General features: G+C 70.5%; 23 protein-coding genes and 1 tRNA gene. 13 read left to right on the top strand and 11 right to left on the bottom strand.

Features of this window, described 5'->3' with window-relative positions; translation table 11 throughout:
• The first annotated feature begins 44 nt into the window (after window positions 1-44).
• Window positions 45-539 (top strand): SUKH-3 domain-containing protein, encoded by a 495-nt coding sequence (locus ACH4ZA_RS08085; RefSeq protein ID WP_319276345.1) that lies wholly within the window; start codon window positions 45-47, stop codon window positions 537-539.
• Window positions 540-621: 82 nt separating this feature from the next.
• On the opposite strand, the gene ACH4ZA_RS08080 is transcribed toward ACH4ZA_RS08085, so the two are convergent.
• Window positions 622-1902 (bottom strand): histidine kinase, encoded by a 1281-nt coding sequence (locus tag ACH4ZA_RS08080; RefSeq protein WP_319276344.1) that lies wholly within the window; start codon window positions 1900-1902, stop codon window positions 622-624.
• 396 nt (window positions 1903-2298) lie between these two features.
• On the opposite strand from ACH4ZA_RS08080, the gene ACH4ZA_RS08075 reads away from it, so the two are divergent.
• The 6 genes from ACH4ZA_RS08075 to ACH4ZA_RS08050 all read left to right on the top strand — a co-directional run bounded on the left by ACH4ZA_RS08075 (window position 2299) and on the right by ACH4ZA_RS08050 (window position 7215).
• A tRNA-Gln gene (locus ACH4ZA_RS08075) sits at window positions 2299-2373 on the top strand.
• A gap of 110 nt (window positions 2374-2483) precedes the next feature.
• Window positions 2484-3932: a bifunctional UDP-N-acetylglucosamine diphosphorylase/glucosamine-1-phosphate N-acetyltransferase GlmU gene (glmU, locus tag ACH4ZA_RS08070; RefSeq protein ID WP_319276343.1), complete on the top strand. Its 1449-nt coding sequence runs from the start codon at window positions 2484-2486 to the stop codon at window positions 3930-3932.
• A 133-nt stretch (window positions 3933-4065) separates the two neighbouring features.
• The gene (locus ACH4ZA_RS08065) at window positions 4066-5040 is read left to right on the top strand and encodes a ribose-phosphate diphosphokinase (RefSeq protein WP_319276342.1); all 975 of its coding nucleotides are present in this window, start codon (window positions 4066-4068) and stop codon (window positions 5038-5040) included.
• A 199-nt stretch (window positions 5041-5239) separates the two neighbouring features.
• Window positions 5240-5824 carry a 50S ribosomal protein L25/general stress protein Ctc gene (locus tag ACH4ZA_RS08060; RefSeq protein ID WP_319276341.1) on the top strand — a complete coding sequence of 195 codons (585 nt, stop codon included), beginning with the start codon at window positions 5240-5242 and terminating at the stop codon, window positions 5822-5824.
• Window positions 5825-5896: 72 nt separating this feature from the next.
• The gene (gene pth, locus ACH4ZA_RS08055; RefSeq protein WP_319276340.1) at window positions 5897-6499 is read left to right on the top strand and encodes an aminoacyl-tRNA hydrolase; all 603 of its coding nucleotides are present in this window, start codon (window positions 5897-5899) and stop codon (window positions 6497-6499) included.
• 203 nt (window positions 6500-6702) lie between these two features.
• Window positions 6703-7215: a hypothetical protein gene (locus ACH4ZA_RS08050; RefSeq protein ID WP_398428570.1), complete on the top strand. Its 513-nt coding sequence runs from the start codon at window positions 6703-6705 to the stop codon at window positions 7213-7215.
• Between the two features lie 103 nt (window positions 7216-7318).
• Here the strand turns inward: ACH4ZA_RS08050 and ppc are convergent, their stop codons facing one another.
• Window positions 7319-10048 (bottom strand): phosphoenolpyruvate carboxylase, encoded by a 2730-nt coding sequence (gene ppc / locus ACH4ZA_RS08045; protein ID WP_398428513.1) that lies wholly within the window; start codon window positions 10046-10048, stop codon window positions 7319-7321.
• A gap of 291 nt (window positions 10049-10339) precedes the next feature.
• On the opposite strand from ppc, the gene ACH4ZA_RS08040 reads away from it, so the two are divergent.
• A complete protein-coding gene (locus ACH4ZA_RS08040) occupies window positions 10340-11350 on the top strand; it encodes a fatty acid desaturase (RefSeq protein ID WP_319276338.1) in 1011 nt (336 codons plus the stop codon).
• A complete protein-coding gene (locus ACH4ZA_RS08035) occupies window positions 11347-12033 on the top strand; it encodes a TetR/AcrR family transcriptional regulator (protein WP_319276337.1) in 687 nt (228 codons plus the stop codon). Before ACH4ZA_RS08040 ends, ACH4ZA_RS08035 begins: the two co-directional genes overlap by 4 nt.
• 89 nt (window positions 12034-12122) lie before the next feature.
• Here the strand turns inward: ACH4ZA_RS08035 and ACH4ZA_RS08030 are convergent, their stop codons facing one another.
• The 3 genes from ACH4ZA_RS08030 to ACH4ZA_RS08020 all read right to left on the bottom strand — a co-directional run bounded on the left by ACH4ZA_RS08030 (window position 12123) and on the right by ACH4ZA_RS08020 (window position 13584).
• Complete coding sequence (locus ACH4ZA_RS08030; protein WP_069768604.1) at window positions 12123-12296, bottom strand: CsbD family protein; 174 nt, start codon at window positions 12294-12296, stop codon at window positions 12123-12125.
• A 101-nt stretch (window positions 12297-12397) separates the two neighbouring features.
• Window positions 12398-12781 carry a VOC family protein gene (locus ACH4ZA_RS08025; protein WP_398428511.1) on the bottom strand — a complete coding sequence of 128 codons (384 nt, stop codon included), beginning with the start codon at window positions 12779-12781 and terminating at the stop codon, window positions 12398-12400.
• Window positions 12775-13584, bottom strand: coding sequence for a trans-aconitate 2-methyltransferase (locus ACH4ZA_RS08020; RefSeq protein ID WP_398428510.1), 810 nt, complete (start codon window positions 13582-13584; stop codon window positions 12775-12777). The genes ACH4ZA_RS08025 and ACH4ZA_RS08020 overlap by 7 nt, the downstream gene beginning before the upstream one ends.
• Before the next feature lie 88 nt (window positions 13585-13672).
• Here ACH4ZA_RS08020 and ACH4ZA_RS08015 point away from each other — a divergent pair, with 88 nt between their 5' ends.
• Window positions 13673-14170: a MarR family winged helix-turn-helix transcriptional regulator gene (locus ACH4ZA_RS08015; RefSeq protein ID WP_107443563.1), complete on the top strand. Its 498-nt coding sequence runs from the start codon at window positions 13673-13675 to the stop codon at window positions 14168-14170.
• On the opposite strand, the gene ACH4ZA_RS08010 is transcribed toward ACH4ZA_RS08015, so the two are convergent.
• Complete coding sequence (locus ACH4ZA_RS08010) at window positions 14129-14902, bottom strand: response regulator transcription factor (protein WP_319276334.1); 774 nt, start codon at window positions 14900-14902, stop codon at window positions 14129-14131. The two genes, ACH4ZA_RS08015 and ACH4ZA_RS08010, sit on opposite strands and share 42 nt — an antisense overlap.
• Before the next feature lie 272 nt (window positions 14903-15174).
• Here ACH4ZA_RS08010 and ACH4ZA_RS08005 point away from each other — a divergent pair, with 272 nt between their 5' ends.
• Window positions 15175-15642 carry an N-acetyltransferase gene (locus ACH4ZA_RS08005; RefSeq protein WP_319276366.1) on the top strand — a complete coding sequence of 156 codons (468 nt, stop codon included), beginning with the start codon at window positions 15175-15177 and terminating at the stop codon, window positions 15640-15642.
• Between the two features lie 58 nt (window positions 15643-15700).
• Here ACH4ZA_RS08005 and galK read toward each other — a convergent pair whose 3' ends face one another.
• Genes galK through galT form a run of 3 tightly spaced genes read right to left on the bottom strand, consistent with a single transcriptional unit; the run spans window position 15701 to window position 18917 of the window.
• Window positions 15701-16855: a galactokinase gene (gene galK, locus ACH4ZA_RS08000; protein WP_319276333.1), complete on the bottom strand. Its 1155-nt coding sequence runs from the start codon at window positions 16853-16855 to the stop codon at window positions 15701-15703.
• Entirely contained in the window at window positions 16855-17838 is a 984-nt protein-coding gene (galE, locus tag ACH4ZA_RS07995) for a UDP-glucose 4-epimerase GalE (RefSeq protein WP_319276332.1), read from the bottom strand. The genes galK and galE overlap by 1 nt, the downstream gene beginning before the upstream one ends.
• A complete protein-coding gene (gene galT / locus ACH4ZA_RS07990) occupies window positions 17838-18917 on the bottom strand; it encodes a galactose-1-phosphate uridylyltransferase (RefSeq protein ID WP_398428508.1) in 1080 nt (359 codons plus the stop codon). Before galT ends, galE begins: the two co-directional genes overlap by 1 nt.
• Before the next feature lie 149 nt (window positions 18918-19066).
• Between galT and ACH4ZA_RS07985 the strand changes: the two genes are divergently transcribed.
• The gene (locus tag ACH4ZA_RS07985; RefSeq protein WP_319276330.1) at window positions 19067-20746 is read left to right on the top strand and encodes a sodium:solute symporter family protein; all 1680 of its coding nucleotides are present in this window, start codon (window positions 19067-19069) and stop codon (window positions 20744-20746) included.
• A 34-nt stretch (window positions 20747-20780) separates the two neighbouring features.
• Complete coding sequence (locus ACH4ZA_RS07980) at window positions 20781-21161, top strand: hypothetical protein (RefSeq protein WP_319276329.1); 381 nt, start codon at window positions 20781-20783, stop codon at window positions 21159-21161.
• 103 nt (window positions 21162-21264) lie between these two features.
• Here ACH4ZA_RS07980 and ACH4ZA_RS07975 read toward each other — a convergent pair whose 3' ends face one another.
• Together ACH4ZA_RS07975 and ACH4ZA_RS07970 are read right to left on the bottom strand one after the other, a co-directional pair.
• Entirely contained in the window at window positions 21265-21537 is a 273-nt protein-coding gene (locus ACH4ZA_RS07975; protein WP_319276328.1) for a hypothetical protein, read from the bottom strand.
• 129 nt (window positions 21538-21666) lie between these two features.
• Window positions 21667-22431 carry a GNAT family N-acetyltransferase gene (locus ACH4ZA_RS07970; RefSeq protein WP_319276327.1) on the bottom strand — a complete coding sequence of 255 codons (765 nt, stop codon included), beginning with the start codon at window positions 22429-22431 and terminating at the stop codon, window positions 21667-21669.
• Between the last annotated feature and the right edge of the window lie 96 nt (window positions 22432-22527).

Below are 22527 nucleotides of genomic sequence, written 5' to 3'. Positions count from 1 at the left end.
CCCGCACACCCGCACCACCCCGACACACCACGGACGAAGGGCAGATGCACCCCGACCGCACCTCCACCACGCGCTTCCCCGTACCCGTCGACGCCGCCCTGCGCGCCGCCGGCTGGCAACCCGGACGCTGGGACATCAAACAAGCCGAAATCTGGGCCGACACCCTCCGCGACCACACCTCACCCGCCGGCCACCGCCACGCCGTCTTCCCCGCCGCCGTCGAAGCCTGGGCCGAATTCGGCGGACTCACCATCACCCCCGCCGGACCCGGCCGCCAGATCGCCCCCAGCACCCTCCACCTCGACCCCCTGCACGGCCTCCACCTCGCCCGCACCCTCGCCGACCTCGGCCGCGCCCTCGACACCGAAGTCGCCCCCCTCGGCGCCGAAGCCGACGACCGCGCCCTCCTCGCCATCGACGCCGAAGGCCGCGTCTACGCCCTCGACCACACCGGCGACTGGTACCTCGGCCCCGACATCGACCAGGCCCTCGGCGCCCTCACCTCCGGCATCGAACCCACCCGCCTCACCGCAGGCTGACCCGGACCCCCGACCCCTCGGCCCCCCGCCGGACCCTCAGTCCCGGGCCCCCGGCGCATCCCACCGCCGCGGCACCGCCCGCCTACGCCGCCGGGATCACCGCCGACACCCGGAAACCCCCCGCATCCGTCGGCCCCGACACGAACACCCCGCCCAACGCCACCACCCGCTCCTTCATCCCCACCAACCCGTTGCCCCCCGACGGCAACCCCGCCGACGACGCGGCCCCCGCCTCCGGCGGCGCCCCGTTCTCCACCTGCATCGCGATCTCCCCCACCCGATGCGCCAACCGCACCCGCGTCTTGGCACCCCCCGCGTGCTTGTGCACGTTCGTCAGCGCCTCCTGCACCACCCGGTACGCCGTCTGCTCCACCTCCGGCGCGTACGACCGCACGTCACCCTCCACCATGAGATCCACCACCATCCCCGCGGCCGCCGACTGCCCCACCAACTCCTCCAACTCCGCCAGACACGGACCCTCACCCTCCTCCACCACCACGGCCACCCCCACCGTCACCGACGCGGCCGCCGCCCGCTCCACCCCGACCCCACTGCGCAACACCCCGAGCATCTCCCGCAACTCGGTCAACGCCTGCCGCCCCATGTCACCCACCAGCGCCGCGTTGCGCACCGCCTTCTCCGGGTCCTTGCGCGCCACCGCCTGCAACGCCGCCGCATGCACCACCATCAGGCTCACCCGATGAGCCACCACATCGTGCATCTCCCGCGCGATCCGCGTCCGCTCCTCGTTACGCGCCCACTCCGCACGCTCCTCCGCACGCTCCGCCAGCAACTGCAACTCCCGCTCGAGACTGTCCGCGCGCTCCCGCAGGCTCTCCATCAACCGCCGCCGCGCCCCCACGTACAGCCCCAGCAGCAACGGCGGCGCCGTCAACCCCAGCGACGTCGTGATCGCCGCGAACGGAATGAACCAGTCCCCGATCGTCAGACGCCCCTGGTCCAGACTCTGCCGCACCCGCACGAACGTCACGATCAGCGTCCCCACCAGCTGCATCCCCGCCAACGAGGCGATGATCCGACGCGGCAGCTCCGACGCCGCCAGCGTGTACAGCCCCACGATGCCCATCAGGTAGCCCATCTGCGCCGGCGTGATCGCGATCGCCACCAGCACCACCGCGATCGGCCACCTGCGCCGCACCACCAGCACCGAACCCGCCAGCAGACCGAACACCACCCCCACCGCCGGCGGGATCCCCGCATCCCGCGCGAACGGCACCCCCTCCACCGCGCACTCCACCGCCGACACGAGCCCCAGGCCCGAGTCGAACACCGCGCTGCGCCGTCTGGCCCACCACAGCGGCCCTCCCCGGACCGCCGTGTCCTCTGCCCCCGTCATGGTCATGCCTCCAGCCTACGGGCGCACCCCCCGCCTTTTCCGGCGACTTTCCGCGCCCGCCCCACACCACGCACCGTAACCGAACAGCCTCGAAACCCCCCGGTATCCCTCGAACGGCTGAACCCCACCCGTTCGACCCCGGAGCCTCACATTCCGCCAGGACTGTATGCGTATGGCACATTCATCCGGCAAGTGCGCCGACCCCGAACCACTACGGCGGCACGACCGGGAACACCACCCGGAGACCAACCGCACCGCCACCGGAGAGGGTTGCCGCGGCCGCCCACGGGTCGCTGTACTCCAGAGTGCCGACCTACACCGTCGCATCGAGGGCTGGTGGTGCGGCATAGTAGGAAGCGCCACTCGCCAGTCGGAGTAAATGTCCGATTAGGGCGATAATGTTCCCCTGTGGTGTAATTGGCAGCACTGTGGCTTTTGGTGCCATATGTCCGGGTTCGAGTCCTGGCGGGGGAGCCATACAGGATCCGGGCCCTGACCGTGAGGTCGGGGCCCGCTCTCATGTCCGCCGGAAAACGCCCCGGTATCCTTCGGATGTCCCCACCTCCCACAGCCGAAGGGCAAACTCCGTGAGCGCCATTCGCCCGGCAGCCGTCGTCGTACTCGCAGCGGGTGAGGGCACCCGTATGAAGTCGGCCATACCGAAGGTCCTGCACGAGCTCTGCGGCCGCAGCCTGGTGGGCCATGTGCTGGCCGCCGCCCGTGAACTGGACCCCGAGAACCTGGTCGTGGTGGTCGGACACGCACGCGAGAAGGTCACCGCGCACCTCGCCGAGGTCGACGCCGCCGTGCGCACCGCCGTGCAGGAGGAGCAGAACGGCACCGGGCACGCCGTGCGGATGGGGCTCGAGCAGCTGGGCGGCGGCGTGGACGGCACGGTGGTGGTCGTGTGCGGTGACACCCCGCTGCTGACGGGTGCGACGCTGGCGGAGCTGGCCGCGACGCATCACGCGGACGGCAACGCGGTCACCGTGCTGACCGCGGAGGTGCCGGATGCGACGGGGTACGGGCGGATCGTCCGGGACGAGGCCTCCGGCGCGGTGACGGCGATCGTCGAGCACAAGGACGCGGACGACGCGGTGCGGGCGATCCGGGAGATCAATTCCGGGGTGTTCGCGTTCGACGGGCAGCTGCTCGCGGACGCGCTGAAGAAGGTGCGCACGGACAACAGCCAGGGCGAGGAGTATCTGACGGACGTCCTGGGGATCCTGCGGGAGGCGGGTCACCGGGTGGGCGCGTCGGTCGCTGCCGATCACCGTGAGATCGCCGGGATCAACAACCGGGTGCAGCTGAGCGAGGCGCGCCGGATCCTGAACGACCGGCTGCTGACCGCGGCGATGCTGTCGGGTGTGACGGTGATCGACCCGGCGAGCACGTGGGTGGACGTCACGGTGACGTTCGAGCGGGACGCGGTGGTGCATCCGGGTACGCAGCTGCACGGGAGCACGCATGTGGGCGAGGGCGCCGAGGTCGGCCCGAACAGCCGGCTGAAGAACACGGTGGTGGGCGCGGGGGCCCGGGTCGACAACACGGTGTCGAACGACTCGGAGATCGGGGCGGGTGCGTCGGTGGGGCCGTTCGCCTATCTGCGCCCGGGTACGCGGCTGGGGACGAAGAGCAAGATCGGTACGTTCGTGGAGGCGAAGAACGCGTCGCTCGGTGAGGGGACGAAGGTTCCGCACCTGTCGTACGTGGGGGACGCGACGATCGGTGAGTACAGCAACATCGGTGCGGCGAGCGTGTTCGTGAACTACGACGGACAGGACAAGCATCACACGACGGTCGGGTCGCATTGCCGGACGGGTTCGGACAACATGTTTGTGGCTCCGGTCACGGTCGGGGACGGCGCGTACACCGCGGCCGGGTCCGTGATCACCAAGGATGTGCCGCCCGGTTCGCTGGCCGTGGCCCGTGGTCAGCAGCGGAATATCGAGGGCTGGGTGGCCCGTAAGCGTCCGGGCAGCGCGGCGGCGAAGGCGGCCGAGGCGGCCTCCCGGCAGGGCGAAGACGAAAGCTGACCGGAAACGGGCGCGTCGAACACGGCGTACCGTGATAAGTGCACACCCGCACCTACCAGCTGAGACGTCCTTGTCGCGCCCAGCGGCGAAGGGTCTCGACATCCAGCTGAGACACCTCTGAGGAGACAGTGCTGTGACCGGGATCAAGACGACCGGCGAGAAGAAGATGATGTTCTTCTCCGGCCGCGCCCACCCCGAGCTTGCCGAGGAGGTCGCCCACCAGCTGGGTGTCGGGGTCGTCCCGACGAAGGCCTTCGATTTCGCCAACGGTGAGATCTACGTTCGCTACCAGGAGTCGGCGCGTGGTGCGGACTGCTTTTTGATCCAGAGCCACACGGCTCCGATCAACAAGTGGATCATGGAGCAGTTGATCATGATCGACGCGCTGAAGCGGGCTTCGGCGCGTTCGATCACCGTCATCGTGCCGTTCTACGGATATGCGCGTCAGGACAAGAAGCACCGTGGGCGTGAGCCGATCTCGGCGCGGCTGATCGCCGATCTGATGAAGACGGCGGGTGCACACCGGATCCTGACCGTCGATCTCCACACGGACCAGATCCAGGGGTTCTTCGACGGTCCGGTGGACCATCTGTTCGCGCTGCCGCTGCTGGCGGACTACGTGGGCCAGAAGGTGGACCGCGCCAAGCTCACGGTGGTGTCGCCGGACGCGGGCCGGGTGCGGGTGGCGGACCGCTGGTGCGACCGTCTGGGCGCGCCGCTGGCGATCGTGCACAAGCGGCGCGACAAGGACGTGGCGAACCAGGTGACGGTCCACGAGGTCGTGGGCGAGGTCAAGGGCCGTGTCTGTGTCCTGGTGGACGACATGATCGACACGGGTGGCACGATCTGCGCGGCGGCGGACGCGTTGTTCGCGCACGGTGCGGAGGACGTCATAGTGACGGCGACGCACGGTGTGCTGTCGGGTCCGGCGGCGGACCGTCTGAAGAACTCGAAGGTGAGCGAGTTCGTGTTCACGAACACGCTTCCGACGCCGGGCGAGCTGGAGGTCGACAAGATCACGGTGCTGTCGATCGCGCCGACGATCGCGAACGCGGTGCGTGAGGTGTTCGAGGACGGTTCGGTGACGAGCCTCTTCGACGAGCAGTGACGGTCGCCCTCCGGGGCGGGTTCTAGATCGATTTCGTGTACGGCCTTCCCGCTGCGTAAGCTGTCACAGTTGCTCGGCGAGGGAGGCCGTACGCGTGTTTGTGGCGCGTGTGTACGGCGGTCCGTTATCGACGCGCTCTTCGTAGCAGGCCGATGGTTGGCCGGGTGACCACCTTTCCCCCGTTCTACGAGGAGTGAACATGGCTGAGCTGAAGCTTGCCGCCGAGTCCCGGACCGAGTTCGGCAAGGGCGCCGCCCGTCGTATCCGTCGTGCCAACAAGGTTCCGGCCGTGGTGTACGGCCACGGCGCCGACCCGGTGCACATCACCCTTCCGGGCCACGAGCTCCAGCTCGCGCTGCGCACCCCGAACGTGCTGCTCAGCCTGGAGATCGAGGGCAAGACGCAGCTGGCGATCCCGAAGGCCGTGCAGCGTGACGCGATCAAGGGCTTCCTGGACCACGTCGACCTGCTGCTCGTGAAGCGCGGCGAGAAGGTCAACGTCGAGGTCTTCGTGCACACCGAGGGCGACCTGGCGCCGGGCGCCTACCTGCTCGAGCACGTGCTGAGCACGCTGACGGTCGAGGCCGAGGCGACGCACATCCCGGAGTCGGTCACCGTCTCCATCGAGGGTCTCGAGGCCGGCGCCTCCATCCTTGCCAAGGACATCCCGCTGCCCAAGGGCACGACGCTGGCGATCGACGAGGACGCGGTCGTCCTTCAGGTCCTGGCCGCTCAGGCGGAGGAGGCTCCGGCCGAGGCCGAGGCCGAGGCCACCGAGGCCTGATTTTCCCGGTATCTCGTTTCGTCGGCCGCCGCTCCCTTCGGGGGGCGGCGGTCTGCGCGTATGTGAGGAGACATGCAGGTGACGACCGATGCGAACGCGCCGTGGCTGATCGTGGGTCTCGGCAATCCGGGCCCCGAGTACGCCATGAACCGGCACAACGTGGGCTTCATGGCGGCCGATCTGCTGGCGACGCGGATCGGGGGGCGGTTCAAGCGGGCGGGGAAGGCGCAGGCGCAGGTGGTGGAGGGGCGGATCGGTCCGCCGGGGACGGGGAGCCGGCGGGTGGTGCTGGCGAAGCCGATGTCGTTCATGAACCTGTCGGGCGGTCCCGTGAACGCGTTGAAGGACTTCTACAAGGTGCCGCTGTCGCAGGTCGTCGCGGTGCACGACGAGCTGGACATCGACTACGGCGTGCTGCGGCTGAAGCTGGGCGGCGGGGACAACGGGCACAACGGTCTGAAGTCGATGACGAAGGCGATGGGTGCGGAGTACCACCGGGTGCGGTTCGGGATCGGGCGTCCGCCGGGGCGGATGCAGGTGGCGGACTTCGTGCTGAAGGACTTCTCGTCGGCGGAGCGCAAGGAGCTGGACTACTTCGTGGACCGGGCGGCGGACGCGGTGGAGGCGTTGGTGCTGGAGGGTCTGGAGCGGGCGCAGAGCACGTACAACTCGTGACGTGTCGCCCGCCGAGGTTGACGTTGGTTCAGTGATGGCTGATGATCCCGGCCATGTCTGGCTCTGCAGTCTCGTCGCACCGCCGTGGGGGTCCGTCCCGCAGGCACTCGGCCAGGGGGTCCGCGAAGGGGTCCGCGAAGGGCTCCCCCAAGGCCTCCGCCAAGGCCTCCGCCAAGGGCTCCGACAAGGGGTCCGGGAAGGGCGTGGTCGCGGGCTCGGCGTCGGCCGGAGGTCCGGTCGCGGCCAGGGGGTCCGGGGGTTCGGCGGTGCTGCGGTTCGGGCGGTTCGCTGCGATGGGCGTGGTCGCCGTGCTGATCCTGGTGGCGGGGGTGTGGGGTTCCTGGGGTTCGGCGCAGCACGTGATGCTGACGAAGGGGCGGGAACAGGGCACGGTCGAGGTGACGCGGTGTGCCGGGGGCAGTTGTGCGGGGCCGTACACGCCGACGTCGGCGGGGTCACTGGCGCGGGCGCGGGTGGTGCTGGACCAGTCGGTGGCGGTGCGCGCGGGGCGGACGTACACGGTGGTGCTGAAGCCGGGCGGTGATCGTGCGGTGCGTTCGGGGCCTGCGGGGGTGTTGTACGCGTGGGTGCCGTTCGGTGGGGCGTTGTTGTTGGCGTCGGTGGTGGTGGCGGGGGGTCTGGGCCGGGTGCGGGCCGGCTGGGTGCTGGCGGGGTCGGGGGTGGCGTTGCTGACGGCGGCGTTCTTGACGGTGTGAGTGAGGCGGTGTGAGCAGCGGGGCGGTGTGAGCGGGGACGGGTGAGGGGCGCCTGCGGGTTCGTGTGAACCCGCAGGCGCCCATCGTGGTGGTGCGGGGCAGGTCAGCCGGTGTTGCGCAGGCCTGCCGCCACGCCGTTGACGGTGAGGAGGAGGGCGCGGGCCAGGAGCGGGTCGGGTTCGTCGCCGGCGGCAGCCGCGTCGCGCTGACGCTTGAGCAGGGTGACCTGGAGGTAGGAGATGGGGTCCAGGTAGGCGTCGCGGATGGAGAACGTCTGCCGCAGGGCGGGGGTGGCGTCGAGCAGTTCGCGTTCGCCGGTGATCTTGAGGACTTCGGCGACGGTGAGGGCGTGTTCGGCCTTGATGGCGTCGAAGACGTGGCGGAGCTCGTCGGGGACGAGGGTGTCGACGTAGTGCTGGGCGATGCGCAGGTCGGTCTTGGCGAGGGTCATCTCGACGTTGGAGATGAAGTTGCGGAAGAAGTGCCACTGTTCGTGCATCTCGTCGAGCACGGTGTCCAGGCCGGCCTCGCGCAGTGCCTTGAGTCCGGATCCGACGCCGTACCAGCCGGGGACGATCTGGCGGGACTGGGTCCAGCCGAACACCCAGGGGATGGCGCGCAGGCCGTCGAGTGAGACGCCGGAGCCGGGGCGGCGGGAGGGCCGGGAGCCCAGGTGCAGGTCGGCGAGCTGGTCCACCGGCGTCGAGGCGAGGAAGTACGTCGGCAGGTCGGGGTCCTCGACGAGGGTGCGGTAGGCGGCGTGGGCGGCGTCGGAGACGACGTCCATGGCGGCGTCCCAGCGGGCGAGGGCCTCGTCGGACTGGCGGGGGGCGGTGTGCAGGGCGGAGGCCTGCAGGGTGGCGGCGACGGTCAGTTCCAGGTTCTCCCTGGCGAGGGAGGGGATGAGGTACTTGTCGGAGATGACCTCGCCCTGTTCGGTGACCTTGATCTCGCCTTCGAGGGTGCCCCAGGGCTGGGCGAGGATGGCGCTGTGGGAGGGGCCGCCGCCGCGGCCGACGGTGCCGCCGCGGCCGTGGAAGAGGCGCAGGCGGACGCCGTAGCGGTGGGCGACGTCGCGCAGGCGGCGCTGGGCGCGGTGGATCTCCCACTGGCTGGTGGTGATGCCGCCGAACTTGGAGGAGTCGGAGTAGCCGAGCATGACCTCCTGGACGTCTCCGCGCAGTGCCACCAGCCGGCGGTACGACGGGTCGGAGAGCATGTCCTCGAGGATGGTGTCGGCGGCCTTGAGTTCGTCGGTGGTCTCCAGGAGGGGGACGATGCCGATCCTGGCCCAGCCGGCGTGCAGGTCGACGAGTCCGGCCTCGCGGGCGAGGACGGCGGCGGCGAAGACGTCGTCGGCGCCCTGGCACATGGAGATGATGTAGGACTCGATGACCTCGGGCCCGAAGACCTCGAGGGCGCGCTTGACGGTGAGGAAGACGCCGAGGGTCTTCTCGCCGGCGGCGTCGACGGGGGCCGGGGTGGGGGCGAGGGGCCGGCGTGACCTGAGTTCCTTGGCGAGGAGCTTGGTGCGGTACTCGCGGGGCATGTCGGCGTAGCGCCAGGATTCCTCGCCGAGTCGGTCGAAGAGCTGGCCGAGGGCGTGGTGGTGGGCGTCGGCGTGTTCGCGGACGTCCATGGTGGCGAGCTGGAGGCCGAAGGCGGCGAGGGTGCGGATGGTGCGGTTCATGCGGCCGTCGGCGAAGAGGCCGCCGCGGTGCTCGCGCAGGGAGGTCTGGACGAGGGTGAGGTCCTGCAGCAGTTCGCTGGTGCCGAGGTAGTCGCGGCCGGGCTCGTGGGGGGTGCCCTTGGCGAGGCGCTGCTTGGTGTTCTCGAGCTTCTGGCGGATGCAGGTGGCCTTGAGCCGGTAGGGCTCCTCCGCGTTGAGGCGCTTGTAGCGGGGGCTGATCTCGGGGAGTCGCTCGAGGTCGTTCGCGAGGGATTCGAGGAGTTCCTCGGTGGCGCCGGTGTAGCGGATGGAGTTGGAGAGGAAGCCGCGCAGTTCGTCGACGGTCTCCAGGGCGTCGTTGATGCCGTGTTCGTGCTGGAGGATGAGGACGTCCCAGGTGACCTGGGGGGTCACGTTGGGGTTGCCGTCGCGGTCGCCGCCGATCCAGGTGCCGAACGTGAGGGGGCGCGTGTCGTCGGGGAGCTTCACGCCGACGCGCTCCAGTTCCGCCGTCAGGTCCTCCAGGACGTCGCCCACGGCGCCTGCGTGGAGTTCGTCGAGGTAGTAGACGGCGTTGCGGGCCTCGTCGGCGGGCTCGGGGCGGACGACGCGCAGTTCGTCGGTCTGCCAGACGAGGTCGATGTTCTCGGCCAGGCGTGTGTCGTGGCGCCGGCGGTCGGACTCGATGACGGGGGTCTCCAGAAGCGCGGCGATGCGCCGGAGCTTGTTGAGTACCGACCGGCGCGCGGCCTCGGTGGGGTGCGCCGTGAAGACGGGGCGGACGTTGAGGTTGCGGACCGTCTGCTGGACGTGTTCGGGGTCGGCGTCCTTGAGGCGGTCGGCGGTGCGGGCGAGGAGGCCGCCCTCGGCGGCGCGGCGTTCGCGCAGTTCGCGGCCCCGGTGGACCTGTTCGGTGACGTTGGCCAGGTGGAAGTAGGTGGAGAAGGCGCGCACGAGCTTGGCCGCGGTCTCCAGTTCGATGCCGCGCAGCAGTTCGGCGGCGGCGTCGCCGTCCTCCCGGGTGAGGCGGCGGACCTTCTCTACCAGGTCGAGGAGCTCGGGGCCCTCCTGCCGGACGAGGGTCTCGCCGAGGAGATCGCCGAGCCGGCGGATGTCGGCGCGCAGTTCGGCGCTGGTGGTGGTCTGGTCGTCGGCACTGCTCACAGGTGCGGCTCCTTGCAGTGTTGAAGCTCGTCCAAGAGGGAACTCGGACATCCTCCCCGCGGGCAGGCGTCGCATACGGGGTCGGACATCCGGGAAGAAAACTAAGCGGACCGCGCTGTCCGACCGAGTCCAAGGATAGGTGTCCACGGGGACGCGCAGGTCGGCGGGCTCTTGCCGCGAGGCGGGGCACTGCCATACTTACGATGCCGTAGGTTACGGGACCGTAGGAAGTACCGGACGGTTCCGGCGGTACGGCTCCTCCCTCACTCCCATACCCCCCAGGGGACGCGCATGACCACAGGCTCCAACGTGATCGAAGACCCTTCCAAGGCGCCTGACGACAGCGCCGCGCGGCTCGCCACCCTCGGCGGTGAGCAGAAGCGCTCGATCGAGCAGATCACTCTGCTGCTCTTCATCGTCGTCCCGTTCCTGGCCGTGCTGGCGGCGTTGCCGCTGGCCTGGGGATGGGGGGTGAGCTGGCTGGACCTCGGGCTGATGGTCTTCATGTACTTCCTCGGCTGTCACGGCATCACGATCGGCTTCCACCGCTACTTCACGCACGGCTCGTTCAAGGCGAAGCGGCCGCTGCGGATCGCGCTGGCGATCATGGGTTCGATGGCGGTGGAGGGTCCGCTGGTGCGCTGGGTGGCGGACCATCGCAAGCACCACAAGTTCTCCGACGCGGAGGGCGACCCGCATTCGCCGTGGCGGTTCGGGGAGACCGTCCCGGCTCTGATGAAGGGCCTGTGGTGGGCCCATATCGCCTGGATGTTCGACGAGGAGCAGACCTCGCAGGAGAAGTACGCGCCGGACCTGATCAAGGACCCGGCGATCCGTGCGATCTCGCGCCAGTTCATCGGCTTCACGCTGCTGTCGCTGGCGATCCCGCCGCTGGTGGGTGGGCTGGTGACGATGTCCTGGTGGGGCGCGTTCACGGCGTTCTTCTGGGGCTCGCTGGTGCGGGTGGCTCTGCTGCATCACGTGACGTGGTCCATCAACTCGATCTGTCACGCCGTGGGCAAGCGTCCGTTCAAGTCGCGGGACCGCTCCGGCAACGTGTGGTGGCTGGCGGTCCTGTCCTGCGGCGAGTCCTGGCACAACCTGCACCACGCCGACCCGACGTCGGCGCGGCACGGGGTGATGCGGGGCCAGGTGGACTCCTCGGCCCGGTTCATCCGGTGGTTCGAGATGCTCGGCTGGGCATACGACGTGCGCTGGCCGTCACGCTCGCGTATCGATTCACGCCGTATCACGGACGGGGACGGTTCCCCGCAGGGGAAGGCGGCCGCTGAGGCTGCATGATTGACGGCGTGGCGACCGATCCCAGCAGTACCTCCAGTCCCAGCAGTGATGTGAAGCCGCGGCGCGCACGGCGCACCCGCATGACGGGGGCCGAGCGCCGGCAGCAGTTGCTGGAGATCGGTCGCACCCTGTTCGCGGCGAAGGGCTTCGAGGGCACGTCGGTGGAGGAGATCGCGGCGAAGGCCGGGGTGTCCAAGCCGGTGGTGTACGAGCACTTCGGCGGCAAGGAGGGGCTGTACGCGGTCGTGGTGGACCGGGAGATGCGCCGTCTGCTGGACATGGTGACGTCGTCGTTGACGGCGGGCCATCCGCGGGAGCTTCTCGAGCAGGCGGCGTTCGCGCTGCTGGACTACATCGAGGAGTACACGGACGGATTCCGCATTCTGGTGCGGGACTCCCCCATCCCCCAGTCGACGGGGTCGTTCGCGTCGCTGATCTCGGACATCGCGACGCAGGTGGAGGACATCCTGGGCCGCGAGTTCAAGAACCGCGGCTTCGACCCGAAGCTGGCGCCTCTCTACGCGCAGGCCCTGGTCGGGATGGTCGCGCTGACCGGTCAGTGGTGGCTGGACGTGCGCCGGCCGAAGAAGGCGGAGGTGGCGGCCCACCTGGTGAACCTGTCCTGGCACGGGCTGGACGGCCTGGAGGCCAGGCCGCGGCTGATCGGGCATCGCAAGAGCTGAGCCGCCGAGCGGAACGAGGCGCGCATGCGGCGGGCCCCCGGTCCTCGGGACGGGGGCCCGCCGCATGCGGTGCGCGATGTGTGCGCCGATCAGTGCTTGAAGACGTCCTTCGTCTTCTCCTTGGCCTGCCGGGCGTCGCCCTTGGCCTGGTCGGCGCGGCCTTCGGCCTCAAGCCTCTCGTTGCCCACGGCGCGGCCGACCGTTTCCTTCGCCTTGCCCTTGGCCTGTTCCATCTTCGCCTTGGACTTCTGCTCGCCTGCCACTGTCCATCACTCCCAGTCAGGTCTGCGTGTGGTCTCCCTCCTGCGAGTGACCCGTCGGGCACCGCTCAAACCCACGCGCCTCTTCCCTCCCTGCGCCGCTCTCACGGTTGCGCGTCGGGCCCGGGACGGTCGGGTTCCAGGAACTCCAGCCGGTTGCCGACCGGGTCCAGGGCGTAGAAGCGGCGGTGTCCGGGCAGCGCGTCGTCCCAGGTGACGCGGACGCCGTGGTGTGCCAGGCGGGCCGCGTACGCCTCGATGCCGGTGACCCACAGCCCGGGGTGGGCTTTGCCGGAGGGCCGGAATCCGGGCTCCATGCCCAGGTGGAGCTGGACCGCCCCGGCCTGGAACCAGCATCCTCCGCGCGCGGCGAGCGCCGGCGGCTTGGGGATCTCGGTCATGCCCAGTGCGGCGGTGTAGAAGGGGCGCAGGAAGTCTTCGGAGCCGGGCGGGGCGGCGAGCTGGACGTGGTCGACGGCGGTCAGCATGCCGGGCCGCCGTCCTTCGTGGCCACGGCGAACAGGCGGCGGAACGGCAGGACGGTGCCGTAGGGCGTGCTCGGGTAGGCCTCGCGGAGCAGGTCGCGGTAGGCGGCGGTGAAGGCGTCGCTGGCGTCGGGGTCGTCGGCGAGGGCGTCGAGGACGGGGCGCAGGCCGGTGCCCCTGACCCAGTCGAGGACCGGGTCCTCGCCGCGCAGGACGTGCAGGTAGGTGGTGGTCCAGACGTCGACGGCGCAGCCGAGGCGGGCCAGCCGGTCGAGGTAGACGGCGGGGGCGTGGACGGAGTCCGCGCGGCGCAGGACGTGGCCGAGACGGTCCTTCCAGCGGGGGGTGTCGCCGAGGTCGCGCATGAGGGTGTGCAGGGGCGCGTCGATGTTGTGCGGGATCTGGAAGGCGAGGGTGCCGCCGGGGGCGAGGCCGTCCAGCCAGCCGGGGAGGGCGTCGAGGTGGCCGGGGACCCATTGGAGGGCGGCGTTCGACACGAGCAGGTCGTAGGTCTCGGTGGGTGTCCAGTCGGTGAGGTCGGCGTGGGCGAAGTCCAGGCGCGGGCCGGCGTGGGCGGCGGCGTCGGCGAGCATCTGCGGGGAGTTGTCGTAGCCGGTGATGCGGGCGGTGGGCCAGCGGTCGGCGAGGACGGCGGTGACGTTGCCGGGGCCGCAGCCGAGGTCGGCGATGCGGGGCGGGTCGCCGGGCAGGTCGGGGACGCGGGCGAGGAGGTCGGCGAAGGGGCGGGCGCGGTGGCCGGCGTGACGCAGGTACTGGGCGGGGTCCCAACTGGGGTTGATCGTCATGCCGATCAGCGTCCTCCCGGCTTATCTTGATGTCAAGATGCTCGATATCAAGAGACTTCATGTCGACAGAACCACTACACTGATCGTCATGGAGGACGAGGTCGATCGGCTGGTCGCAGCGTGGCGCCGGGAGCGCCCGGACCTCGACGTGGAGCCGCTCGAGGTCCTCAGCCGCGTGAGCAGACTGGCCCGGCACCTGGACCGGGCACGCCGGCTGGCGTTCTCCGAGCACCAGCTCGAGCCCTGGGAGTTCGACGTCCTCACGGCGCTCCGGCGCGCGGGGGCGCCCTACCAGCTCTCGCCGGGGCAGCTGCTGACCCAGACGCTGGTCACCTCGGGCACGATGACCAACCGCATCGACCGGCTCGCGAAGAAGGGCCTGGTGGAGCGGCTGCCGGACCCCAGCGACCGGCGGGGTGTGCTGGTCCGCCTCACGGACGACGGCAAGGACCGCGCCGACCAGGCGCTCGCCGGACTGCTCGACCAGGAGCGGGCGATCCTGGCCGAGCTCTCACCGTCCCAGCGCGGCGACCTGGCGAGCCTGCTACGCCAGCTGACCGCCCCGTTCGACAACATCCCCGGCTGAGGCCAGGTCCGCCGGGCCGACTCCGGCGCGGCGGGCGAGGGCGACCGCGGCGAGGGTGGAGTGCACGCCCAGTTTGCCGAGCACGTTCTGCATATGGGTGCGGACGGTGTGCGGGGACAGGAACAGGCGTTCGGCGACCGCCTTGCGGCCCAGGCCCGCGACCATGCAGCGCAGCACCTCCCGCTCCCTCGGCGTGAGGGACTCCACCAGCCGCTCGCTCTCGGTGCGGTGCTTGCGGGCGGCCGTCAGCTCCCGCAGGACGCCGGTGAGCAGGGCAGCCGGCAGATGCGTCTCGTCGCGCAGCACACCACGGATCACCGTCAGCAGCCGCGACAGCGAGCAGTCCTTGGCCACCCAGCCCGACGCGCCCGCCTGCAGGGCGAGGGCCGCGCGACGCGGGTCGTCCTTCTCGGCGAGGACGACGACCCGGATGTGCGGCTGCGCGCCGCGGACGCCCGCGACCAGGGAGATCCCGTCGACGGTGCCGTCCGCCCCCACCTCCTGCACGGGCACCGCGGGCCGTATGGCCGGCAGTTGACCGCCGAGGTCGGCGTCGACGAGCAGCACGTCGTACCGGCGGCCCTCGGCGACCGCGCGCTCCAGACTGCGCAGCGCCGCCGGGCCGCTGCCGGCCGCGGACACCTCGACGTCGGGCTCGGCCGCCAGGGCCGCGGCGAGCGACTCGGCGAAGATACGGTGGTCGTCGACGACCAGTACACGGATGCGAACCACGAAACCCCCTTCCCCGAGCTCCTTGACGGAGCAGGGGATACCCCAAAGGTCCGGAGACGGGAAACGGACGACCGCCGCGGCTGCGACACCCCGGCAGGGAGGCCGGGACCGCCCGGCCACCGCCGCGCAGAGACTGCTACCCCCACCACGGGCGTCGTACCCGACTGTCTCGTCCCCTGATCAACACCGGCCCCCACCGGTGCTGTTCAACAGGGTAGGGCCGTGGGCGGGGAGCGGAAGGCAAATGGCAGAACTGGTTGGCCAGCGCGTTTATGGTGTGCCGCATGTTTCGTCTTGAGACAGAAGTCGACAGGACCCGGCGCGATCTTCTCCGTTCGCGGCTGCTGGACACGAACACGGAGAGGTCCCCGGTGCTGCGCGCGCTGCGCGGCGCCCCGGCCGGACGGGAGGCCCCGCTGCACGTGTGGGCCTCGGACCGCGAAGGCGGCCTGGCCGGCGGGTTGGTGGGCCACACCTGGGCGACGTGGCTGCACGTCGCCCAGCTGTGGGTCGACGGCCGGCACCGGGGCGCGGGGCTGGGTTCCCGGCTCCTCGCCGAGGCCGAGCGCGTCGCCCGCGACGAACGGGGCTGCACCCGCGTACGCCTGGAGACCTGGGACTTCCAGGCGCCGGACTTCTACCGGCGGCACGGCTACCAGGTGGTGTGCGTGATCGAGGACTATCCGCCGGGCGTCACGGAGTTCACGCTGACCAAGCGGTTGACGCAGGAACCGGGCTGAAACGGAACCGGGGTGGGGCGGAGGACCGCCGCACCCCGGTGACGTGACGCCGAACCGCTCAGCTCAGCCGGCGCGCGCCCGCCGACGGCACCGCCTCGAACACGCGCGGGGCCGCGTACCCGGCGGCCGCGAAGGCCTCCTCGACGGCCTTGGTCAGGGTGTCGACGTCGGCGGCCTCCGCGAGGACGATCGCCGAGCCGCCGAAGCCGCCGCCGGTCATCCGCGCGCCGAGCGCCCCGGCCGCGACGGCCGTCTCCACCACCAGGTCCAGCTCGGGGCAGGAGACCTGGAAGTCGTCCCGGAGGGAGGCGTGGCCCTCGGTGAGGACCGGGCCGACGGCCCGGGTGTCCCCCGACTCCAGCAGCCGCACCACGCGTTCCACGCGCTCGTCCTCGGTCACCACATGCCGGACCAGACGGCGGACCTCCTCCTCGTCGCCGAGCCGGGCCAGCGCCGCGTCGAGTCCGTCGAACGGGACGTCCCGCAGCGCGTCGACGCCGAGCAGGGCCGCGCCCTTCTCGCAGCCGGCCCGCCGCTTGCCGTACTCGCCGCCGCTGTGCGCGTGCGTGACCTGGGTGTCCACGACCAGCAGGCGCATGCCCTCGGCCGCGAGGTCGAGGGGGATCTGCTTCTGGGAGAGGTCGCGGGTGTCGAGGAACAGCGCGTGGCCGCTCTCGCAGCAGGCGGAGGCGGTCTGGTCCATGATGCCGGTGGGCGCGCCGACGTAGACGTTCTCCGCGCGCTGGCACAGCCGGGCCAGCTGCCAGCCCGGCAGCCCGAGTGCGAACAGGTCGTTCAGCGCGAGCGCGACCACGACCTCCAGGGCCGCCGACGAGGACAGGCCCGCGCCGGTCGGCACCGTCGAGGCGAGGTGGACGTCCGCGCCGGTGACGTCGTGGCCGGCGTCGCGCAGCGCCCAGACGACGCCGGCGGGGTAGGAGGCCCAGCCGTCGTCCGTTCCGGGCGTCAGGGAGGCCAGCTCCAGCTCGACGACGCCGCCCTCGACGTCGGACGAGTGCAGGCGCAGCCGGCCGTCCTCGCGTCGGGAGACCGCCGCGACCGCGGTGTGCGGCAGGGCGAAGGGCATCACGAAGCCGTCGTTGTAGTCGGTGTGCTCGCCGATGAGGTTGACGCGGCCGGGCGCCGCCCAGACGCCGTCGGGCTCCGCGCCGTACAGCTCGACGAAGCCTTCCCGGACCTGCTGTTGCGCCATTACCGCTCCCTCGTCGTGCTGTCGGCGATCTGCTGGGCGAACGCCCAGGCGTCCGCGACGATGCCCGCGAGGTCCGCGCGGGACGGGTTCCAGCCCAGCTGTTCGCGGGCGGCGGCCGCCGAGGCGACCAGGACGGCCGGGTCCCCGCCGCGGCGCGGGGCCACGACCTCGGGGATCGGGTGGCCGGTGACCTTGCGGACCGTCTCGACGACCTCGCGGACGGAGAAGCCGTTGCCGTTGCCGAGGTTGCAGATGAGGTGCTCGCCCGGCTCGGCGGCGGCGACGGCGAGGAGGTGCGCCTCGGCGAGGTCGGCGACGTGGATGTAGTCGCGGACACAGGTGCCGTCGGGGGTCGGGTAGTCGTCGCCGTAGACGGAGATGGCCTCGCGGCGGCCCTGGGCGACCTGGAGGACGAGCGGGATGAGGTGCGACTCCGGGTCGTGGCGCTCGCCCTGCGCGCCGTACGCGCCCGCCACGTTGAAGTACCGCAGCGAGACGGCGCCGAGCCCGTGGGCGGCGGCCTCGCCGCTGATCATGTGGTCGACGGCGAGCTTGGAGGCGCCGTAGGGGTTGGTCGGCCTGGTGGGCGCGGACTCGAGAATCGGAACCTGCTCCGGCTCGCCGTAGGTGGCCGCGGTGGAGGAGAAGACGAGCTTGCGCACGCCCGCCTCGCGCATCGCGCCGAGCAGCGCCATGGTGCCGCCGACGTTGTTGTCCCAGTACTTCTCGGGCTTCACGACGGACTCGCCGACCTGCGAGAACGCGGCGAAGTGCAGCACCGCGTCGAAGGAGGCGTCGAGGTGCTTGGCGGCATCGCGGATGTCGCCCTCGACGAACGCGGCACCGGCGGGGACGCCCTCGCGGAAACCGGTGGAGAGGTTGTCCAGGACGACGACCTCGTGCCCGGCCTCCAGCAGGTGCTGGGCGACCACGCCGCCGACGTATCCCGCGCCGCCCGTGACCAGATACTTGCCGCTGCTCATCAACTCGCTACCTCTCGCAGTCGCTCGGCCGCGCGCTCCGGCGGCACGTCGTTGATGAAGACGTTCATGCCGGACTCGGAGCCCGCGAGGAACTTCAGCTTGCCGGACGTGCGTCGGATGGTGAAAAGCTCGAGGTGCAGCGCGAAGTCGTCGCGGTTGACGCCTTCGAACTCCTCCAGCGCGCCGAACGGCGCCTGGTGCCAGGCGGAGATGTACGGCGTCTGCGACTCGGAGCCGCCTCCCTGCCCTCCGTCCCCGTCGAAGATCCGGTCGAAGCGCCTCAAGAGTTCCAGGTACACCTGGGGGAACTCTGTGCGCGCGTCCTCGTCGAGGGCCAGCAGGTCGGGCACCCGGCGCTTGGGGTAGAGGTGCACCTCGTACGGCCAGTGGGCGGCGTACGGCACGAACGCGACCCAGTGTTCACCCTCCAGGACGACCCGGTCCCCGGCGAGTTCGCGCTGGAGGACGGCGTCGAAGAGGTTCTCTCCGCCGGTCGCCTCCTTGTGCGCCGCGACCGAGCGCAGCATCAGGGCGGTGCGTGGAGTGGTGAACGGGTAGGCGTAGATCTGCCCGTGCGGGTGACCCAGAGTCACACCGATCTCGGCGCCGCGGTTCTCGAAGCAGAACACCTGTTCCACGGAGGGCAGATGCGACAGCTCGGACGTCCGGTCCGTCCACGCCTCGAGGACCAGTCCGGCCTGCTCCTCGGTGAGGTCGGCGAAGGACGCGTTGTGGTCGGAGGTGAAGCAGACCACCTCGCAGCGGCCGGAGTCGCCGGCGAGGGAGGGGAAGCGGTTCTCGAAGACGACGGCGTCGTACGACGAGTCCGGGATCTCGCTCAGCCGGTCGCCCTCGGAGGGGCAGAGCGGGCACTCGTCGGCCGGCGGGTGGTACGTGCGCCCCTGCCGGTGCGAGGCGACGGCGACGGAATCCCCGAGCAGCGGGTCGCGCCGTACCTCCGAAGTGGTGACCGTGCGCTCGAGCGGACGCTTGTCCACCGCGTCGCGCACCACGTCGTCGCGCCGGTCGTAGTAGATCAGCTCACGACCGTCGGCCAGACGGGTCGAGGTCTTCTTCACCGCGACTCTCCATCCGTACCTCCGGGCCCGTGGACCCGGATCAGTACACCTAGCGAAGCTTCAAACAGAACCGAACACATAAAACCATAAACCCCCACGCGAGTCACCGTCACAACCAAACAAAGAACACCAAGCGAAGCGAGCAGTGCATGCGAACCCCCACGAACCTGGCGGCAGAGCTACGGCTCCCCACGAACTGGCTCGACTACACGATCCTCGGCATCTACTTCGTCGTGGTCCTCGGCATCGGCTTCGCCGCCCGGCGCTCGGTGAAGACCACCCTCGACTTCTTCCTCTCGGGCCGCTCGCTGCCTGCCTGGATCACCGGTCTCGCGTTCATCTCGGCGAACCTGGCCGCCACCGAGATCCTGGGCATGGCCGCGAACAGCGCGCAGTACGGCGCGTACACCGTCCACTGGTACTGGATCGGCGCCATCCCGGCGATGGTGTTCCTCGGCCTGGTGATGATGCCGTTCTACTACGGCAGCAAGGTCCGCTCGGTCCCGGAGATGCTGCTGCTGCGCTTCGACAGGGCGGCCCACCTGCTGAGCTCGATCCTGTTCGCGTTCGCCGCGATCCTGATCGCCGGGGTGAACCTGTACGCGCTGGCCATCGTCGTCGAGGCGCTGCTGGGCTGGCCGCAGTGGGTGGCGATCGTGGTGGCCGGCTTCTTCGTGCTGGCGTACATCACGCTCGGCGGCCTCTCGTCGGCGATCTACAACGAGGTCCTGCAGTTCTTCGTGATCCTGGCGGCCCTCATCCCGCTGTCCGTGCTCGGCCTGAAGAAGGTGGGCGGCTGGGGCGGCCTGACCGACAAGCTGACCGCGACGCACGGGGACGACTTCGTCACCGCCTGGGGCGGCACCGGCATCGGCAGCGCCAACCCGCTCGGCGCGAACTGGCTGACGATCGTGCTGGGCCTCGGCTTCGTGCTGTCCTTCGGCTACTGGACGACCAACTTCGCGGAGGTGCAGCGCGCGCTGTCCGCGAAGAACCTCTCGGCAGCCCAGCGCACCCCGCTCATCGCGGCCTTCCCGAAGATCTTCATCGTCTTCCTGGTGATGATCCCGGGCCTGGTGGCGGCGGTGCTGGTGCCGAAGATCGGCACCGCCGACTCCGACCTCCAGTACAACGACGCCATCCCGTACCTGATGGAGCAGCTCCTGCCGAACGGTGTGCTGGGCATCGCGGTGACGGGTCTGCTGGCGGCGTTCATGGCCGGCATGGCGGCGAACGTGTCGTCCTTCAACACGGTGTTCACCACCGACATCTGGGCGAAGTACGTGGTGCGGGGGCGGGAGGACGCCTACTACGTGCGCTTCGGCCGGCTGATCACGGCGATCGGCGTGGCGGCCTCGGTGGGCACGGCGTTCCTGGCGTCGTCCTTCTCGAACATCATGAGCTACCTGCAGACGCTGTTCAGCTTCTTCAACGTGCCGATGTTCGTGGTCTTCATCGTCGGCATGTTCTGGAAGCGGGCGTCGAAGAAGTCGGGCTTCTGGGGCCTGCTCGCGGGCACCACGGCCGCGATGGTCAACTACTTCGTCCTCTACAAGCAGGACGTCATCGGCATCCCCACCGACCAGGGCGCCAACTTCGTCTCCGCGATCGCGGGCTTCGTGGCGGGCGCGGTCGTGATGGTGGCGGTGTCGCTGTTCACCGCCCCCAAACCGGACGAGGAGCTGCAGGGCCTGGTCTACGGCACCGTCTCCCCCGGGATGGCCGAGCCGCCCGCGGCGGGCGACGACGCCTGGTACCGCCGGCCCGCGCTGCTGGGCTGGAGCGCGGTGATCCTGGCCGCCCTCTGCTACATCCCGTTCTCGTTCTGAGCCCTCGCGACACCCGCGGGAGGATGGAGACACCATGTCCGAGCAGTTCGAACCGTCCGAGCGCGACGAGGCCGCCGAGCGGCTGCGGCGGGCGGGCTGGTCCGAGGCCGACGTCCAGCGCGAGGTCACGGCGCTCGAGGAGAAGTCCACGACCGCGGCCCGCATCTTCGACCTGCGCCGCATCATCGGCGGGCTGTTCGTCGTCTACGGCGTGATCGTCACGATCGCCGGCCTCACGGACGGCGACGCGGAGATCGACAAGGCCCAGGGAATCAACATCAACCTGTGGACGGGCCTCGGGATGCTGGCCCTCGGCCTCTTCTTCCTGGCCTGGCTGAAGCTGCGGCCCGCGGCACCGGTCACCCCGAAGCTCCCGCCCGAGGCGGTGGAGGGTGAACCCCCGCGGGCCGGGTAGCGGCACGGTGGACGCGCCGGTCGTGCGGCGGGGCGGCTCCGGGATCCCGGCATGCGGAACCCCGAGCCGCCCCGCGTCATGACCGTGTCCGGCCGGAGAGGTCCTAGTCCTCCCGGTCGGCGACGTTCACGTTGACGGCGTCGTCGCCGTTGTTGCAGATCTGCTGGGTCGCCGTCTGGTTCGACGAGGAGCCGAGGAGGGGGAGGTTCAGGTTCGGGATGTTGATGAGCCCGAACGAGATGTTCTCCACGTGGTTGGCGCACTGCCGGGAGTCCCCGTCCGAGCCGGCGACGCCGGCGGAGGCGATCCCGGCCCCGGCCATGCCGAGGCCGGCGATCATGGCAGCCACGAGAGCGGTCTGGTGAAGCTTGCGCATTGCATTCCCTTTTCGGCTGAGTGGCGTGTTTCGTTCGGCGCCGAGCGACGCATGCGGTCACTGAACGAAACCGTACGATTACACACCGTATGCGGTGAATGTCCGATATGCACCTCAGCCACCGCCGAGTCAGCTCCGTTCGAAGCAGTGCGAACGGCCGATGACGGAGAAGCCGCGACGCTCGTACCAGTGCCGCGGCCAGTCCGCGGCGTCCGCGGTCAGGAACCGGGTCCCGCAGCCCTCGTCGGCGGCCATGCGCAGGGCGGCGCCCAGGACGGCGTCGCCGTGACCCTGCCGGAGATGGGCCTCCGAGGTGACCAGGTCCTCGATCTGGGCCGTGCCGGTCGCCGGGTCCATGTAGAGGTCGGCCCAGGCGGCGACCTCGCCCTCCCGCGTGCGGGCGCCGAGGAACCGGACGACGTCGGCCCCGCGGCGACGCGCCTCACGCCGGTCGACGAGGTGGCGGACGACCTCGTCGCCGGCGTCCGGGAGGAAGCCCCGCCAGCGCCGGGCCAGCGGGACGCGGAACGCGTCGAGGTCCACCTCCCGCGCGGGCCCGCCGTCGGTCGGCGCAAGGCCCGTGTGCAGCATGACCAGCAGCGTGGAGTGGGTGTATCCGGCCCGCACCAGCGGCTCCGCGCACGCGACCGCGACGTCGTCGTCGAGGACGGAGATCAGACGGAACGGCAGATGTCCCAGTGCCCCCTCCGCGAGGGCGGGCAGCGCCTCGGGATCGACGGCCCCGTCGACCACGACCTGGTTGTCGGCGTGGGAGTGCGCGAATTCGTCGTCGAGGGCGGCGAAAGCGCCCGGCAGGTCGACGACGCGCGCGGCCTGCCGTCGGGCGAAGGCCGACAGGAAGGCGTTGATCCGCTGCATTTCCGGGTGGGGCATGGGAAGAGCCTAGGCAGCCGCGGACCGGGGCCGCCCCCGAATTACCCGCTGCACGAACCACGTCCGGGCATCGGGGGTCCGGGCGTGGCGGGCCCG

This window comes from Streptomyces sp. NPDC020597, assembly GCF_044335095.1.
Classification (GTDB): Bacteria; Actinomycetota; Actinomycetes; order Streptomycetales; family Streptomycetaceae; genus Streptomyces.
The sequence above is the reverse complement of the archived record's forward strand: the minus strand, read 5'-3'. Positions and strand labels throughout refer to the sequence as shown.